This window comes from Roseobacter sp. HKCCA0434, assembly GCF_032464675.1.
GTDB lineage: Bacteria > Pseudomonadota > Alphaproteobacteria > Rhodobacterales > Rhodobacteraceae > Pontivivens.
This window is the reverse complement of record NZ_JAWDKL010000005.1, coordinates 26,994-41,571: the sequence shown is the minus strand read 5'-3', so window position 1 is coordinate 41,571 and position 14,578 is coordinate 26,994. Positions and strand designations below refer to the sequence as shown.

At 67.5% G+C, this 14,578-nt stretch carries 17 protein-coding genes and 1 pseudogene; 11 read left to right on the top strand and 7 right to left on the bottom strand.

The features are described from left to right. Window positions 1-25: 25 nt before the first annotated feature. Window positions 26-415, bottom strand: coding sequence for a DUF2147 domain-containing protein (locus tag RX333_RS04875; protein WP_316013800.1), 390 nt, complete (start codon window positions 413-415; stop codon window positions 26-28). A 145-nt stretch (window positions 416-560) separates the two neighbouring features. On the opposite strand from RX333_RS04875, the gene hisA reads away from it, so the two are divergent. Next, window positions 561-1,283 carry a 1-(5-phosphoribosyl)-5-[(5-phosphoribosylamino)methylideneamino]imidazole-4-carboxamide isomerase gene (gene hisA, locus RX333_RS04870; RefSeq protein WP_316013799.1) on the top strand — a complete coding sequence of 241 codons (723 nt, stop codon included), beginning with the start codon at window positions 561-563 and terminating at the stop codon, window positions 1,281-1,283. Between the two features lie 11 nt (window positions 1,284-1,294). On the opposite strand, the gene RX333_RS04865 is transcribed toward hisA, so the two are convergent. After that, window positions 1,295-1,759: a DUF302 domain-containing protein gene (locus RX333_RS04865; protein ID WP_316013798.1), complete on the bottom strand. Its 465-nt coding sequence runs from the start codon at window positions 1,757-1,759 to the stop codon at window positions 1,295-1,297. A 237-nt stretch (window positions 1,760-1,996) separates the two neighbouring features. Here RX333_RS04865 and hisF point away from each other — a divergent pair, with 237 nt between their 5' ends. Genes hisF through RX333_RS04850 form a run of 3 tightly spaced genes read left to right on the top strand, consistent with a single transcriptional unit; the run spans window position 1,997 to window position 3,594 of the window. Continuing rightward, entirely contained in the window at window positions 1,997-2,758 is a 762-nt protein-coding gene (gene hisF / locus RX333_RS04860; protein ID WP_316013797.1) for an imidazole glycerol phosphate synthase subunit HisF, read from the top strand. Next, the gene (locus RX333_RS04855) at window positions 2,755-3,063 is read left to right on the top strand and encodes a phosphoribosyl-ATP diphosphatase (RefSeq protein ID WP_316013796.1); all 309 of its coding nucleotides are present in this window, start codon (window positions 2,755-2,757) and stop codon (window positions 3,061-3,063) included. The genes hisF and RX333_RS04855 overlap by 4 nt, the downstream gene beginning before the upstream one ends. Beyond that, entirely contained in the window at window positions 3,064-3,594 is a 531-nt protein-coding gene (locus tag RX333_RS04850) for a pseudouridine synthase (RefSeq protein WP_316013795.1), read from the top strand. Window positions 3,595-3,597: 3 nt separating this feature from the next. On the opposite strand, the gene RX333_RS04845 is transcribed toward RX333_RS04850, so the two are convergent. From RX333_RS04845 to RX333_RS04840, 3 genes and pseudogenes are all read right to left on the bottom strand, one after another. After that, complete coding sequence (locus RX333_RS04845; RefSeq protein WP_316013794.1) at window positions 3,598-4,401, bottom strand: hypothetical protein; 804 nt, start codon at window positions 4,399-4,401, stop codon at window positions 3,598-3,600. A 27-nt stretch (window positions 4,402-4,428) separates the two neighbouring features. Continuing rightward, window positions 4,429-4,584 (bottom strand): annotated as a pseudogene (locus RX333_RS17230) (HNH endonuclease); the annotation flags it as partial. A 40-nt stretch (window positions 4,585-4,624) separates the two neighbouring features. Beyond that, window positions 4,625-5,554, bottom strand: a complete 930-nt coding sequence (locus tag RX333_RS04840) for an ABC transporter ATP-binding protein (protein WP_316013793.1) — start codon at window positions 5,552-5,554, stop codon at window positions 4,625-4,627. A gap of 127 nt (window positions 5,555-5,681) precedes the next feature. Here RX333_RS04840 and RX333_RS04835 point away from each other — a divergent pair, with 127 nt between their 5' ends. The 3 genes from RX333_RS04835 (at window position 5,682) to RX333_RS04825 (ending at window position 7,120) form a co-directional block, all read left to right on the top strand. Continuing rightward, a complete protein-coding gene (locus RX333_RS04835; protein WP_316013792.1) occupies window positions 5,682-5,942 on the top strand; it encodes a zinc-finger domain-containing protein in 261 nt (86 codons plus the stop codon). A 79-nt stretch (window positions 5,943-6,021) separates the two neighbouring features. Beyond that, complete coding sequence (locus tag RX333_RS04830; RefSeq protein ID WP_316013791.1) at window positions 6,022-6,396, top strand: VOC family protein; 375 nt, start codon at window positions 6,022-6,024, stop codon at window positions 6,394-6,396. Window positions 6,397-6,400: 4 nt separating this feature from the next. After that, complete coding sequence (locus RX333_RS04825; protein ID WP_316013790.1) at window positions 6,401-7,120, top strand: YafY family protein; 720 nt, start codon at window positions 6,401-6,403, stop codon at window positions 7,118-7,120. A gap of 13 nt (window positions 7,121-7,133) precedes the next feature. On the opposite strand, the gene RX333_RS04820 is transcribed toward RX333_RS04825, so the two are convergent. Together RX333_RS04820 and RX333_RS04815 are read right to left on the bottom strand one after the other, a co-directional pair. After that, window positions 7,134-7,388, bottom strand: coding sequence for a hypothetical protein (locus RX333_RS04820; RefSeq protein ID WP_316013789.1), 255 nt, complete (start codon window positions 7,386-7,388; stop codon window positions 7,134-7,136). A 326-nt stretch (window positions 7,389-7,714) separates the two neighbouring features. Continuing rightward, entirely contained in the window at window positions 7,715-8,779 is a 1,065-nt protein-coding gene (locus RX333_RS04815) for a Hint domain-containing protein (RefSeq protein WP_316013788.1), read from the bottom strand. A 205-nt stretch (window positions 8,780-8,984) separates the two neighbouring features. Between RX333_RS04815 and polA the strand changes: the two genes are divergently transcribed. From polA to RX333_RS04795, 4 genes are all read left to right on the top strand, one after another. Further along, the gene (gene polA, locus RX333_RS04810) at window positions 8,985-11,786 is read left to right on the top strand and encodes a DNA polymerase I (RefSeq protein WP_316013787.1); all 2,802 of its coding nucleotides are present in this window, start codon (window positions 8,985-8,987) and stop codon (window positions 11,784-11,786) included. 139 nt (window positions 11,787-11,925) lie between these two features. Further along, window positions 11,926-12,336: a hypothetical protein gene (locus tag RX333_RS04805; RefSeq protein ID WP_316013786.1), complete on the top strand. Its 411-nt coding sequence runs from the start codon at window positions 11,926-11,928 to the stop codon at window positions 12,334-12,336. A gap of 69 nt (window positions 12,337-12,405) precedes the next feature. After that, entirely contained in the window at window positions 12,406-13,218 is an 813-nt protein-coding gene (locus RX333_RS04800; RefSeq protein ID WP_316013785.1) for an alpha/beta hydrolase family esterase, read from the top strand. An 86-nt stretch (window positions 13,219-13,304) separates the two neighbouring features. Continuing rightward, complete coding sequence (locus RX333_RS04795) at window positions 13,305-14,363, top strand: hypothetical protein (protein WP_316013784.1); 1,059 nt, start codon at window positions 13,305-13,307, stop codon at window positions 14,361-14,363. Window positions 14,364-14,578: the final 215 nt, after the last annotated feature.

Below are 14,578 nucleotides of genomic sequence, written 5' to 3'. Positions count from 1 at the left end.
GGATATTTTCACGAATCCGAAGCGATCAGATGCGGGTCCAAGTCTGCGACCGGCAGATGAACAGGACGCAGCCCGAGACGCTGAGATTGTTGCCGCTGAGGTCCATCTTGGACGAGTAGGTCTTGTCCTGATCCGGCGCCCAGATGGTGCCGTTGTCCCAGGAGCCCGCGCCGGCCGGCTGCATGCCCCAGATGATCGGACGGCCCACGATCTCCTGATTGCCGGGGGAGCCGTCGCCCTCGAACACGCCGGTAATCTGGCCGCAACGCTGGTTCGCGTCGTTGGAGCAGGGGCCCATCTGAACGGTGACATAGGCGCCGGTCTCGCCCGGCTGCGACCGCCAGTTGCCGGTGACGTCCTGTGCGACGGCGGAGAGTGGGGCGAGGGCGAGCGCCGCGATAAGAGCGAATTTCATTGGTTTCGGTCCTCCCGAGGTTGTTCTTGTCTCAAGAAAGATAGCGTCCGCGCCCCTCGGTCAATTACGACGTAGCGGGACATGACCTTTGCATTCGGCGTCCCGCGCGGCTAGGAGCGGGCGCGACCACGACAGGAGGCTGGCCATGATCTTCTACCCCGCAATCGACCTGAAGGACGGAGCCTGCGTGCGGCTCTACAAGGGGGAGATGGACAAGGCGACGGTGTTCGGCGAGGACCCCGCCGCGCAGGCGCGCCAGTTCGTCGAGGCGGGCTGCGAATGGCTGCATCTCGTCGATCTGAACGGAGCCTTCGCGGGCGCTCCGGTCAACGGCGACGCGGTCGAGGCGATCCTGAAGGAGACTCAGGTGCCTGCGCAGCTGGGCGGCGGCATCCGCGACATGGCCACCATCGAGCGGTGGCTGGAGCGTGGCCTCGCCCGCGTGATCCTGGGCACCGTGGCGGTGCGCGATCCCGATCTGGTGCGCGCGGCGGCGCGCGCCTTTCCCGGACAGGTCGCGGTCGGCATCGACGCGCGCGACGGCATGGTCGCGGTCGAGGGCTGGGCGGAGACGACGGACGTGACCGCGACCGACCTCGCCCGCCAGTTCGAGGACGCGGGCGTCGCCGCGATCATCTATACCGATATCGACCGCGACGGCGCGATGCAGGGGCCGAACGTCGCCGCGACCGCCGATCTGGCGCGCGCGGTGACGATCCCGGTGATCGCGAGCGGCGGGGTCTCCTCGCTCGACGATCTGCGGGCGTTGAAGGATACCGGTGCGCCGCTCGACGGCGTGATCTCGGGCCGCGCGCTCTATGACGGGCGGATCGACCTCGGGGAGGCGGTCGCGCTGCTGAAGGGGTGAGGCGCGGCGGATCAGTCCGCCGCCGTCGCCCCGCCCACGAGGTTTTCGAGCGCGGTCGCGATGCGCTGCATCATCTCCGATTCGGGATCGACACCGTGCGTCGCGGCCAGCGCCTCGGCCTTGGGATAGGTGACATAGACGGTGCCGTCCTCATGCTCCCACGCGAGGGCGCGCAGCGGCAGGTCGAGGCCCATCGTGCGCGAGGCCTGCATCGCGGGGGTGCCCAGCTGCGGGTTGCCGAAGATCAGAAGCTCGGTCGGCGGCAGGTCCATCGAGACGGAGCGGGCGCCGCGCGAATGGTCGACACGGGCGAAGACGCGGGCGCCGTTCTCCTCGATCGCGGCTTCCATCCGGTCGAGCGTGTCGATCACGGAATGCGCGCTTTCGACCGTGACCATGTCGGGGTTGGTGTGCCCCTCGGCCAGAAGGGCGGTGCCCGCGAGTGTCGCGGCGGCGAATGCGATGGCCTTGAGCATGAGTCGATCCTCCCGAAACTGGATTGTCCCAGGCAATATGGCGCAAGCCCGCGCGCCGGAAAGCGCGCGCGCGTTCGGCAGCCCGCGATCCGCCCTCAGGCGAAGGCGGCCGTCGCCAGCAGCGCCAGTGCCGCCAGCACGGCGAACGCGTTGAGCATGGTGAGCATCATGTCCGTTTCCCCCTTGGCCCCCACCTTCGCAGTGACCTATTAACAGGAGGTTAGGACGGAGGCGCTCGTGCTCAAGACCAGAATTATCCCATGTCTCGACGTCAAGGACGGCCGGGTCGTGAAGGGCGTGAACTTCGTCGACCTGATCGACGCGGGCGACCCGGTGGAGGCCGCGATCGCCTATGATGCGGCGGGTGCGGACGAGCTGTGCTTCCTCGACATCGCGGCGACGCTGGAAAACCGCGGCACCATGTTCGACGTGGTCAGCCGCACGGCGGAGCGGTGCTTCATGCCGCTGACCGTAGGCGGCGGCGTGCGCACGGTCGCGGATGTGCGCGCGCTGTTGCTGGCGGGCGCGGACAAGGTCAGCTTCAACTCCGCCGCCGTGGCGAACCCCCAGGTGGTGAACGAGGCGGCGGAGAAGTTCGGCGCGCAGTGCATCGTGGTGGCGGTGGACGCGAAGACCGTGGAGCCGGGGCGGTGGGAGATCTTCACCCACGGCGGCACGAAGCCCACCGGCATCGACGCGGTGGCGTTCGCGACGGACATGGCCGCGCGCGGGGCGGGGGAGATCCTCCTGACCTCGATGGACCGGGACGGAACGAAGGCGGGTTACAACCTGCCGCTGACGCGCGCGATCTCGGACGCGGTGGACGTGCCGGTCGTGGCCTCGGGCGGGGTCGGGACGCTCGATCACCTGGTGGAGGGCGTGACCGAAGGCGGGGCGAGCGCGGTGCTGGCCGCCTCGATCTTCCATTTCGGGACGTTCACCATCGGCGAGGCGAAGGCGCATATGGCCGCGGCCGGCATCCCCGTGAGGGCGGCATGAGCGTGCTCGACCGGCTGGCGGCCACGATCGCCGCGCGTGCGGGGGCCGACCCGGCAAGTTCCCATACCGCGGCCATGCTCGCCAAGGGGCCCGAGAAATGTGCCGAGAAGTTCGGCGAGGAGGCCATCGAGGCGATCATCGAGGCGGCGAAGGGTGACGGGGAGAAGCTGACCTACGAGGCGGCGGACGTGCTCTATCACCTCATGGTCATGCTGACCGCGCGCGGGATCGCCTGGGACGACGTGCTGGCGGAGCTGGAGCGGCGCGAGGGGACCTCCGGCATCGCGGAGAAGGCGGCGCGCTGAGTGCTGATCCTCTTCAACAAGCCTTACGAAGTGCTGAGCCAGTTCTCGGATGACGGGTCGGGGCGGCGGACATTGGCGGAGTTCATCGACGTGAAGGGCGTCTACCCCGCAGGGCGGCTCGACCGCGACAGCGAGGGGCTGATGCTGCTGACCGATGACGGGCGGTTGCAGGCGCGCATCGCCGATCCGAAGCACAAGATGGCCAAGACCTACCTGGTGCAGGTGGAAGGCGCGCGCGACGAGGCGGCGCTCGACGCGCTGCGGGCGGGGGTGGAGCTGAAGGACGGGATGACGAAACCAACGCAGGTCCGCGTGATCGAGCCGCCCGACCTCTGGCCCCGCACCCCGCCTGTGCGGTTCCGCAAGACCGTGCCCGATCACTGGCTGGAGCTGACGATCCGCGAGGGCCGTAACCGGCAGGTCCGCCGCATGACGGCCCATGTCGGGCTGCCGACGCTGAGGCTGGTACGCTGGCGCATCGGCGAGTGGTCGGTGGAGGGGCTGGCGCCGGGGGTGTGGAGGGAGGCGTGAGAGTCAGTCCTTTGTGAACGCAGACAAACGCGACATCAATTCCTCAAATCCCATGCCGCTCAATTCAGTCGCGTCCGGCGTGACCGCAATAAGCGCTGGACGCTCGTTAATTAGCGCAGTCACTACGAAATCGGGTGGAGGGGAAATTTGGATCGCAACTAGAAGCATGTCGACACCTAATAGCGATATCAGCACGCTGGCACCTTGCGGCGTGGGCAAGACCCCGAGGATATGCGCCGTTTCCAAGTGCATATCGCGCCCTATCAATGCCTTGCGCAGATCGGGGCGCGGCTTCATCACGAAAGGAGAGAGTTGCTTAAAATTCATCTCATCCAAAACTGCACGCCGCAGCGGGTCCGCACGTTCGCTAAAGGTCCAATCCGGCCCAAACATAATATGGGCAAAGTTGAACGCGATCTTGATGAAGGCCCGAAAATGGTCAGCGAGATTGACCGTAAAGGTACTTTCCACGGCGCGTGAGGTATGAACGGAAGACTGACTCACTAAGCCTGCGATCAATTCGTCCATTTCATCCAGGTCGAAGTTACTAGGCAGCTTAATGGTTCCCCTTCGTATCCGCGTTCGCAGAACTTGCTCCACTTGGTCACGCGTACCGCGAATTTCATCGATCTGCGTGCCGTCCTCTAGCTCAATCTTTCGGACACGCTCACTCACGTTCCGACATATCGTCCCATCTGCTTCGATAGTCACAGAGAGCGCTTCGCCGTGTTCGTCTTTCGACAAAGGGAACTTCAGCGCAGGGATTTTACCGGAATGACCTGGCAATTTGAGATGATGCCTTATCATGATTATCGGCTCAGAATTTATAAATGCCGAGTCCACTGATGACCCAAGTTTCGAATTGCACTCCCGACAGACATCGTTCGTACTCAAGACATTAGGACCACCCAGCGCGTAAGGAACGATGTGCTCCCTCGATCTCTCTACGAATTGCCCATCGCGATTGGCGCCGCCTCGAAATGGGTTCATGCAATAGATGCATCGGTCGCTGCGATGCATATAACCCACCTCACGCCGCCTTCGTGATCTCACGGAACACGTCCTCCAGATGCGGCTCCTCCGTCGCCATGTCGCGGATGGCGAGGCCCTCGCCGCGCAGGTGGTCGAGGAGTTGCATCGCGGAATGGGCCGACTTGCGGTAGGTCAGCACCAGCGCGCCGTCGTCGCGCAGCGTGCCCTCGACGCCTTGCGGCAGGGGCGGCAGGGCCGTCACGTCGCCCTCGGGCGTCACGACCAGCGATTTCGCGTCGAGCCGGGACAGGAGTGCCGAGGTCTCGTCGCAGGCCACGAGGTTGCCCTGGCTGATGATGCCGATGCGATCGCACATCGCCTCGGCTTCCTCCAGGTAATGGGTGGTCAGGATAATGGTCGTCCCGGCCTCGTTCAGCTCCCGCACGTAGTCCCACAGCATCTGCCGCAGCTCGATATCGACACCTGCCGTCGGTTCGTCGAGCACCAGCACTTGCGGCGCGTGGACCAGCGCCTTGGCGACCAGCAGGCGACGGCGCATCCCGCCCGAGAGCGTGCGGGCATAGGCCTCCGCCTTGTCGAGCAGCCCGACCTTGTCGAGGATCGCGTCCGTGCGCCGGTCGCGCGCGGGCACTCCGTAGAGCCCGGCCTGCACCTCCAGCGCCGCGCGCGGGGTGAAGAACGGGTCGATGTTCAGCTCCTGCGGGACCACGCCGATCGAGGCGCGCGACATGCGCGGGTTCTCGTCCTGGTCAAAGCCCCAGATACGGACCTTTCCGGCGGTCTTGTTCACCAGACCGGCCATGATGTTGATCGTCGTGGACTTGCCCGCGCCGTTCGGGCCCAGCAGACCGAAGATGGAGCCCGCGGGGATGCCGAGGTCCAGCCCTTCGAGCGCGACCTTCTCCTCCCCGCCGTTCTGGCCGCGATAGACCTTCCTCAATCCGGTCAGCTCGATCGCGTTGTCCATGTCGGGGCCTTTCGCAAATGTGGCCCCGCCCTTGCCGGGCGGGGGCGGATCGCTATGATGAGCGGGGCGTCCCCCCATGTAGGTTGGACCGCCCGAAACACCACCCCACCCGTCTGGAAGTGCCCGCATGTCCTCACCCGCCCCCGCCCCCGAGACCGAGTTCGTCACCAAGACCCGCATCGCCTGCGATGGCGGCGTCGGCGGGCTGGGCCACCCGCGCGTGTGGTACTCGATCGCGCCCGAGACCGGCTATGTCGACTGCGGCTATTGCGACAAGCGGTTCATCCTCAAGGGCTCCCCTGCCGATCCCGACACGGCCGAGGAGGCCGAGGCGCCGGAGAAGACCATCGGCTGGGCCGAGCCGCACCGCCAGGGCGAGGGGCACTGAAACGCTCCTGACACAAGGCTGTCAGGAGGGGTGTGTCATGACCGTCGGCATCGCAACGATGTCAGGAAAGGACACGCCGATGCCGCATCAACCGAAACACGCCGCCGTCTGGTTCGAGATCCCGGTTCGGGACCTGAAGGCCGGGATGGCCTTCTACGCGCAGGTCTTCGATTTCGACCTCTCGGTCACGCCGATGGAGTGGAACGACATCGTCATGCTGCCGAGCCAGGGCGAGGACGGCGTCGGCGGGAACCTCTACGCGGGCACGCCCGGCACGCATGGCCATACCATCCACATCCCCGTGCCCGACAGCCTGGAGGCGACGGCGGACCGCTGCCGCGCCGCGGGCGGTGCCATCGTGGGTGAGCCGATCGCCCTGCCCTCGGGCCGCTTCGTCTATGCCACCGATCCGGACGGCAACTCGATCGGACTGTTCGAGTTCAGGGGCGACTGACCCGATGCGGCGCGCGGACAGGCTCTTTCGCATCGTCCAGCACCTGCGCGCGGGGCGGCTCGTCACCGCGCGCGACCTGGCGGAGCGGATGGAGGTGTCCGAGCGCACGATCTATCGCGACATCGCCGACCTGATGGGATCTGGCGTGCCGGTGGAGGGCGAGGCGGGCCTGGGCTACCTGATGCGCGACGGCTACGACCTGCCGCCCCTGATGTTCACCCGCGACGAGTTGCACGCGCTCGTCGCGGGCATCCGCATGGTGCGGGCGTTCGGCGGCAGCGGCCTCGCCGCCTCCGCCGAGACGGCGCTGTCCAAGATCGCGACCGTCCTGCCCGAGACCCGCAGCGCGGAGCTGGGCGCGGTTCCGATCCAGGCCGCGTCCGTCGGCCCGCTGGCGACCCGCGCGCGCGACATGCTCGACCGGCTGCAAGCCGCCTGCGACGGCTGCATCCTGCTGTCGCTGACCTACCGTGACGCGCAGGAGCGGGAGACCGAGCGCACCGTGCGGCCGCTGGGCCTGATGTTCTGGGGTCGGGTCTGGACGCTGGTGGGCTGGTGCGAGCTGCGCGACGACTTCCGCATGTTCCGCGTGGACCGCATCGCCGGGGCGGTCGAGGGGCCTCGCTTCACCCCGAGCGCGGAGACCTCGCTGGTTCGCTTCTACGAACTGCACGCGCCGAATGGCGAGCGCCCCGACGAGGGGCTGACCTGCGCGCCATCGTGAGCGGCCGCCGGCGTTACCGCGCCGTCTTCCCTCGCTCCGCATCGGCGACGACGTCACGCAGCACGCGGAAGAGGTCGAACGCGATCGCCGCCTGTACGACCTGGCAGATTTGCGCATCGCGCGCGCAGTCCTCGACGAATATGCCGCGGTCGCCATCCGCGTATGCCTGCAAGGATGCGGCGAACGAGGAGTCCGCCAGATCGGGCCCTGCCCTGCGCGACAGCTCGTCTAGCCGGACGCCCATCACGCCGCGCAGGGACCGTGTCACGTTGCCCACGCAGTCGCTCTTGGACGATGTCTGATTGGCGCATCCGTCCAGCAGAGCGAATGAGCACTCGATTGCCGGGCCGGCGCCCCCGGCCGCCTTTCGGCACGCAAGCCAGCTATCCGCATCGGCGAAGGGCGCAGTTTCCGCCGCCCCCGAGCCGGGGCCAGCAGCGCGACGAGGAGGACGAGTGGTCTCATGCGACCCCTATCGTCCGCCACGATGCACGAGGCAAGCATGACCGCCCCCTGGCACGCGCCCTTCGACTTCGTCCGAAATATCCCCGCCCGGCAGGGCGGAAGGCGCGGCAGGGGGTGCTGCGCCAGCGGTCATCGCGCGTGGACCTTTTGCAGACCGTGCAGGGCGGCCGCGATGATCTCTGGCGTCTTTCGCGCCAGAAGATCGAACTCCGTCCGGCGCATCTCGGGTGCAGCCAGTTTCGCGTCGGCGCCGAAGGTGGGATCGCGGAAGCCGGGATAGGCGATCTGCAGCTGCCCCTGCATCCGCGTGTCGCCGCGGGCCTTGACGCCATCGCCGACGAAGAGGCTCTCGGCCGCGAAGCCGTTGACGTCGAGGATCGCGTGATCGTCCAGCAACAGATGGACCCAGCGAACCGGTTCGCGCACCGGCTCGTGATCCGCGAAGGGCGTCGATGCCAACCACCACGCCGGGACGAAGACCGTGGGGCTGCCGAACATCAGGTCGAGGCGGGGATGGCTGAGCGCGATGCGGTGCGCGCGCGAGACGATCAGGTCCCGCCCGTCCGCACGGTGATAGATCCGCACCGCGCGGGACGAGAAGAACACCGCCTGCTCCGCCGCCGACGAGGTGAAGCCACCCTGCCAGCGTACGGTTGCGAGATCGCCATCCGGCAGGGTGCGAACCCGGTCCCCCGCCTTGATCTGATCCACACGGCGCGGGCCATCCGCCGTCGCCACCTGCATATCGGCGGCGAAGCAGACGATGACCGTGTTCGTATTCTCGCCGAACGAGCGGAACGCGCCGTTGCTGATATTGGCGACCTGCGCTTCGGTGAAACCGGAATTGGGGAAGAACACGATCCGCGTCTCGTTCGCGCCGCCGGGATCGACGGTGATGATCGTGAACTCCTCGTTGGCGATGCCGTTGTTGCGCGCCTTGTTCGTGTTCGAGACCGTGCCCGAGAATTCGACGATGAAGCTGTATTCGACCCCGTTGAACCGGACCAGCGTATCGGGGTCCGGGATCGTGTCGGTCAGGCCGAAATCCTCGAGGAACACGTCCCCGCCATCGGGCGCGGTCGGATCGGGCAGGAATGTGATCTCCAGCGCGGCACTGCCGGGAGGGTCGATATTCAGCGAGGAGTTGTTGGCGGACGAGCCATCGAACTTCCCGTAGAACGTAAACTCGGCCATCTCGTCACAATACCTTCATGCATCTTGATTTACGCATATAGCACGGCAGATCGCGGCGCGCGCAGGAAAACCGGTCCGATCGTGGGGGAGGACGGCATCTTCTGCCCCCATGCCGCGACGAGGCAAAGTCGCGGACCCACGCGGCCTCTCGCCATTTACCCGCCCCCGGTCTACCTTCCGCCCGCACGCGCGACAGGAGGGCCTCATGGCGATCGGCACGGGACATCATCTGCACCTGATCGACGGGTCGGCCTTCATCTTCCGCGCGTTCCACGCGCTGCCGCCCTTGACGCGGAAGTCCGACGGCCTGCCGGTCGGCGCGGTTTCGGGGTTTTGCAACATGCTGTTCAAGATGCTGGAGGAGAATGGCGGTGATGATGCGCCGACGCATCTGGCGGTGATCTTCGACCATTCCTCCGACACGTTCCGCAACGAGATCTACCCTCAGTACAAGGCCAACCGCCCGCCCATGCCCGAGGAGCTGCGCCCGCAGATCCCGCTAACGCGCGAGGCGACCCGCGCGTTTGGCATCGCCTGCATCGAGCAGGAGGGGTGGGAGGCCGACGACCTGATCGCCACCTATGCCGAGCAGGCGCGCGCGGCGGGTGCGCGCGTGACCATAGTCTCCTCGGACAAGGACCTGATGCAGCTGGTCGGCGGCGGGGTCGAGATGATGGACGGCATGAAGAACGTCCGCATCGGCCCCGAGGAGGTCGAGGCGAAGTTCGGCGTCGGCCCCGACCGCGTGGTCGATGTGCAGGCGCTGGCGGGCGACAGCGTTGACAACGTGCCGGGCGCGCCGGGCATCGGGATCAAGACCGCGGCCCTCCTCATCAACGAGTACGGCGATGTCGAGACGCTTCTGGAGCGGGCCGAGGAGATCAAACAGCCCAAGCGCCGCCAGACCCTGATCGACCATGCCGAGCAGGTGCGCATCTCGAAACGGCTGGTCACGCTGGAACGCGCCGTTCCGGTCGAGGTCGGGATCGACACGATGGAGGTGCAGCCGCTCGATGCGGCAAAGGTGCTGCCGTTCCTGGCGGAGATGCAGTTCCGCACCATCACCAACCGCGTGGCCGAGAAGCTGGGGGCCGAGGCGCCGAAGGTGGACGACACGCCAGAGCCCTCGGACGCCCCCGCGGCCCCCGAGATGCCGCCGATCGACGCAGAGGCCTACGAGATCGTGCGCGACGAGGCCGGATTGCAGCTCTGGCTCGACCGGATCGCGGAGCGCGGCTACGTCGCCATCGATACGGAGACGACGGGCCTCGACGAGATGCGTGCCGAGCTGGCGGGCATCAGCCTCGCCACCGATCCCGGCGTCGCGGCCTACGTGCCGCTCGCGCACGTGAACGGCACCGGCGACCTGCTGGGCGGGGCGGAGCGGGCGGAGGGCCAGATGGACATGGCCCGCGCGCTGGAGATGCTCAAGCCCATGCTGGAGGATGCGAGCATCCTCAAGATCCTGCAGAACGCCAAGTACGACCTGAAGATCCTGGCCCGCCACGACATCGCGCTCGCCCCGATCGACGATACGATGCTGATCTCCTACGCGCAGCATGCGGGGCTGCACGGGCATGGCATGGATAGCTTGAGCGAGCGCTATCTCGACCACAAGCCGATCCCGATCAAGGACCTGATCGGCACCGGCAAGAAGCAGATCACATTCGATCAGGTCGCCATCGACAAGGCAGCACCCTATGCCGCCGAGGATGCGGACGTGACCCTGCGCCTGTGGTCCACGCTGAAACCGCGGCTGCACGCGGCCTCCGTCACCTCGGTCTACGAAACGCTGGAGCGCCCGCTGGTCCCGGTGCTCGCACGGATGGAGATGCACGGCATCAAGGTGGACCGCGATCACCTCAGCCGGATGTCCAACAACTTCGCGCAGAAGATGGCGGGGCTGGAGGACGAGATCCAAGGGCTCGCGGGACGCAAGTTCAATGTCGGGTCCCCCAAGCAGCTGGGCGAGATCCTGTTCGACGAGATGGGCCTCGAAGGCGGTAAGAAGGGCAAGACCGGGGCCTACGGCACCGGCGCGGACGTGCTGGAGACGCTGGCCGCCGAGGGGCACGAGCTGCCAGCCCGCGTGCTCGACTGGCGGCAGATCTCGAAGCTGAAATCGACCTATACCGACAGTCTGCAGGAGCATATCCATCCCGAGACGGGGCGCGTGCACACCTCCTATTCCATCGCCGGGGCCAATACCGGGCGGCTCGCCTCGACCGATCCGAACCTGCAGAACATCCCCGTGCGCACCGAGGAAGGCCGCCGCATCCGCGAGGCGTTCACCGCGGAGGAGGGCAACGTCCTCGTCAGTCTCGACTACAGCCAGATCGAGCTGCGCATCCTCGCCCATATCGCCGACATCCCCGAGCTGAAGCAGGCCTTCCGCGACGGGCTCGACATCCACGCGATGACGGCGAGCGAGATGTTCGACGTACCGCTCGACGAGATGACGCCGGAGGTGCGCCGTCAGGCCAAGGCGATCAATTTCGGGGTGATCTACGGGATCTCGGCCTTCGGCCTCGCCAACAACCTGCGCATCCCGCGCGAGGACGCCAAGGCGTTCATCGACCGCTATTTCGAGCGGTTCCCCGGCATCCGGGCCTACATGGACGATACCAAGGCTTTCGCCAAGGAGCACAAGCGGGTCGAGACCCTGTTCGGCCGCCGCATCCATACGCCCGAGATCGCGGCCTCGGGCCCGCGCGCGGGCTTCGCCTATCGCGCGGCGATCAACGCCCCGATCCAGGGCACGGCGGCAGACATCATCCGCCGCGCCATGATCCGGGTGCCGGGCGCGATGGAGGCGGCGAAGCTGCCGGGGCGGATGCTGCTGCAGGTCCACGACGAATTGCTGTTCGAGGTGCCGAAGGAGGCCGCCGACGACCTGATCGGCACCGTGCGGGAGGTGATGGAGACGGCGCACCGGCCGGTGGTCGACCTCGACGTGCCGCTGGTGGTCGATGGCGGCACGGGCGCGAACTGGGCCGAGGCGCACTGAGGCGCGGCAACGGTTCACGCGTATTTGTGCCAATCCGAAGGCTGCTTTCTCGATCGGTGGCAACCGGACGCTTCACAAGTGATTCGGGATGCGGCAAGGTGATTCGCGAGGGGGGGACGATCCGAGCGAGGAGAGTTCCATGACTGTGCAGATTGCCGAAGAACTGATCGCGCCACCGCCGGTGGCCGTGCTCAATGCCGCCCAGTGCGAGGCGGCGCTGATGCAGCTGCCCTTTCCGCCGACCTGCTGGCTGCTGTGGGATCGCGACGCGGGCCTGCCCTTCCTGTGCGGGATCGCGTCGAGCCCCGGCCCGATCCGGGCGCATCTGGTCAAGGATCATGTGCGCGACGGGCGCATCGGGCTGACCTGGTTCTTTCCCGAACTGCTGGATTTCGTGATGGCCCGGCCGCCCGGCTTCCTCGGCGTCTCGCTGTTCCGGTTCGACACGCTGGGCGCGGCGAAAATCTGCGAGCAGTCCATCGTGGCCGAGTTCGGGCGGCGCGAAGCGGGCGGCATCCTGTTCAACATGCGGGCAGAGCGCGCTGCCTGACGAATCGACCCCGCGGGCCGGGTCGATCGGTGCCGCCGCGCCCGCGCGCCACGCCGGGGAAGGAGACACATGTCGAAACCGTTGGTGACGTTGGGGCTGCTGCTGGGCCTCGCCTCGCCGCTCGCTGCGCAGGTGTGTGGCGGGCCAGACGACCCGTGCCGCGTCGATGGCGGTTTCTATCATGCGGCGCTGCCGGATGCCGCCGCGCGCGGAGCCGTCGTGTTCCTGCACGGCTATGGCGGGCGGGCCGCGGGCGTCGTCTCGAATGCGGGTCTGATGCAGGCGCTGGCCGAGCGCGGCTATGCGGTGATCGCTCCGCAGGGGATGCCGCGCTTCGACGGCGATGCGGGAGGATCGTGGAACAGCCGCGCCGGGGAGGAGGAGCCGCGCGACGACGTGGGCTTCGTGGCGGCGGTGGCCGACGATGCCGCCGCGCGGTTCGGCCTGCCGCGCGATGCGATGGTGCTGGCCGGATTTTCGGGCGGTGCGATGATGACGTGGCGGGCGGCCTGCGACGCGCCGGGGGCGTTCGCGGCCTATGCGCCGGTCGCGGGCACCTTCTGGCGACCGATGCCGACGCAGTGCGCGGGGGCCGTCAGGCTGCACCACACGCACGGCACCTCCGACCGCGTCGTGCCGCTGGCGGGCCGGACGCTGGCCGCGGGGGTTCGGCAGGGCAACGTGTCGAGGGCGCTCGCCACCTTGCGCGAGGGGCAGGGCTGCGCCGATGCCGAGGCCCGCGCGGGCGGGGCCTTCACGCTCACCTTCTGGCGCGACTGCGCGGCGGGGGAACTGGCACTCACCTTGCACGACGGGGGACATGCCATTCCGCGCGGGTGGAGCGCGATCATGCTCGATTGGTTCGAGGACACGTCTGGTTAAGCTTTTGCATTCAGTCTCTTTGCGCTACATGACGGCGCACCGGTGGGGGCCGGTCACGGGAAGCAGCAGAAATGAGGATTGCGGCCATGCCGATGGGTCGAGTGACGGGATTCGTAAAGACGGTGGCAGTGGCGCTGGCGCTGGCCTCGCCGGCGGGTGCGCAGGGGCTGGACGAGGCGATCTCGCTCTGGCTCGCCGACAACGACGCGGAGGCGCTGCCGATGCTGTCGCAGATGGCGCAGGACGGCGATGCCGACGCGCAGATGCTGCTGGGCCAGATCGAGGCGGTGACGCCGCCCGGTGCCGGGTCCGACTTCGTGACCGCCCTGCCCCGGCGGGAGCGGATCGCCCTGCTGCGCGCCGAGGGCGGGCTTTCGGGCACCTCCTGGCTGCGCGTGCGCGAGGAGGAGGGTGACGAGACCGCGGCGGCCCTGCTCGCCTCGCGCCGTCCCGACGCCGATCTCGACGTGGCGCGCACGCTGGTCGATTCGGGTGAGCTGGAGGCGGGCTCGCGCCTCGCGTGGGAAATCTTCGACCGCGGCCGCTGGAACGAGATCTTCGCGCTGGCACAGGACGACCCGCTGCTGGCACAGCTCGATTTCGTGCTGTGGATGCGGGCCTATTTCGGCAATCCGCCCTCCACGGCGACCTGGGAATGGCTCGGCCAGACGCCCGCCAGCGGACGTTCGGGCGGGATGATGATGATCTCGCTGGTCGCCCCCGTGCTGGCGCCGCATCTGCGGCCCAACGAGCAGCTGCGCGAATATTCCATCGCCCAGCGCGGCTTCCCGGCGGAGCTGATCGAATCGGGCAACCTGCCCGCCGCGGCGGAGGTCATGGCGAGCCAGGTGGCAGCGGACGAGAACCTCGCCACGGTCGCCGCCTATTGCGAGCAGACCTGCCCCGAAGAGCCCGGCTTCTGCGCCATGCAGGTGATCGCGCAGGTCGGCGGCATGGACAATATCCGCCTGCACGACACCCCGCTGGAGCGTCTGATCCCGCAGGAGGATTTCGCGGGTTCCGATCGCGCCGTCGGCCAGCTGCGCCGGTGGATGGGCTCGATCGGGGACGGGGGGCTCGCCGCCTCCTACACCCTGTCGCAATGCGTGCGCGAGGATATCCGCGCGGCCTCCGCCATCCAGTGACGACCTTGCCCCGGCGCGCGCCGGGGCGTATGGTCCGCGCCATGACGGCCAACGGATACAGCACCATCGTTCTGGACGACCACGCGCGCCTGCCGTGGCGGTTCTTCGGCGATGCCAAGTCGCTCGAAGCACAGCTTTGAGCCCCGCGCCGGTCCCGCACGCGGACCGGCCGTTTCCGTTCGACCGCCCCCTTTACACATGATCCCGTGAGGATG

Excerpts from the sequence above, each read along its gene's own strand:
- RX333_RS04845 (WP_316013794.1), bottom strand. The coding sequence starts at position 4,401 with ATGATAAGGCATCATCTCAAATTGCCAGGTCATTCCGGTAAAATCCCT.
- RX333_RS04835 (WP_316013792.1), top strand. The coding sequence starts at position 5,682 with ATGTCCTCACCCGCCCCCGCCCCCGAGACCGAGTTCGTCACCAAGACC.
- RX333_RS04800 (WP_316013785.1), top strand. The coding sequence starts at position 12,406 with ATGTCGAAACCGTTGGTGACGTTGGGGCTGCTGCTGGGCCTCGCCTCG.
- RX333_RS04865 (WP_316013798.1), bottom strand. The coding sequence starts at position 1,759 with ATGCTCAAGGCCATCGCATTCGCCGCCGCGACACTCGCGGGCACCGCC.
- hisA (WP_316013799.1), top strand. The coding sequence starts at position 561 with ATGATCTTCTACCCCGCAATCGACCTGAAGGACGGAGCCTGCGTGCGG.
- RX333_RS04815 (WP_316013788.1), bottom strand. The coding sequence starts at position 8,779 with ATGGCCGAGTTTACGTTCTACGGGAAGTTCGATGGCTCGTCCGCCAAC.
- RX333_RS04830 (WP_316013791.1), top strand. The coding sequence starts at position 6,022 with ATGCCGCATCAACCGAAACACGCCGCCGTCTGGTTCGAGATCCCGGTT.
- RX333_RS04855 (WP_316013796.1), top strand. The coding sequence starts at position 2,755 with ATGAGCGTGCTCGACCGGCTGGCGGCCACGATCGCCGCGCGTGCGGGG.
- RX333_RS04805 (WP_316013786.1), top strand. The coding sequence starts at position 11,926 with ATGACTGTGCAGATTGCCGAAGAACTGATCGCGCCACCGCCGGTGGCC.
- RX333_RS04875 (WP_316013800.1), bottom strand. The coding sequence starts at position 415 with ATGAAATTCGCTCTTATCGCGGCGCTCGCCCTCGCCCCACTCTCCGCC.
- polA (WP_316013787.1), top strand. The coding sequence starts at position 8,985 with ATGGCGATCGGCACGGGACATCATCTGCACCTGATCGACGGGTCGGCC.
- RX333_RS04795 (WP_316013784.1), top strand. The coding sequence starts at position 13,305 with ATGCCGATGGGTCGAGTGACGGGATTCGTAAAGACGGTGGCAGTGGCG.
- RX333_RS04825 (WP_316013790.1), top strand. The coding sequence starts at position 6,401 with ATGCGGCGCGCGGACAGGCTCTTTCGCATCGTCCAGCACCTGCGCGCG.
- RX333_RS04840 (WP_316013793.1), bottom strand. The coding sequence starts at position 5,554 with ATGGACAACGCGATCGAGCTGACCGGATTGAGGAAGGTCTATCGCGGC.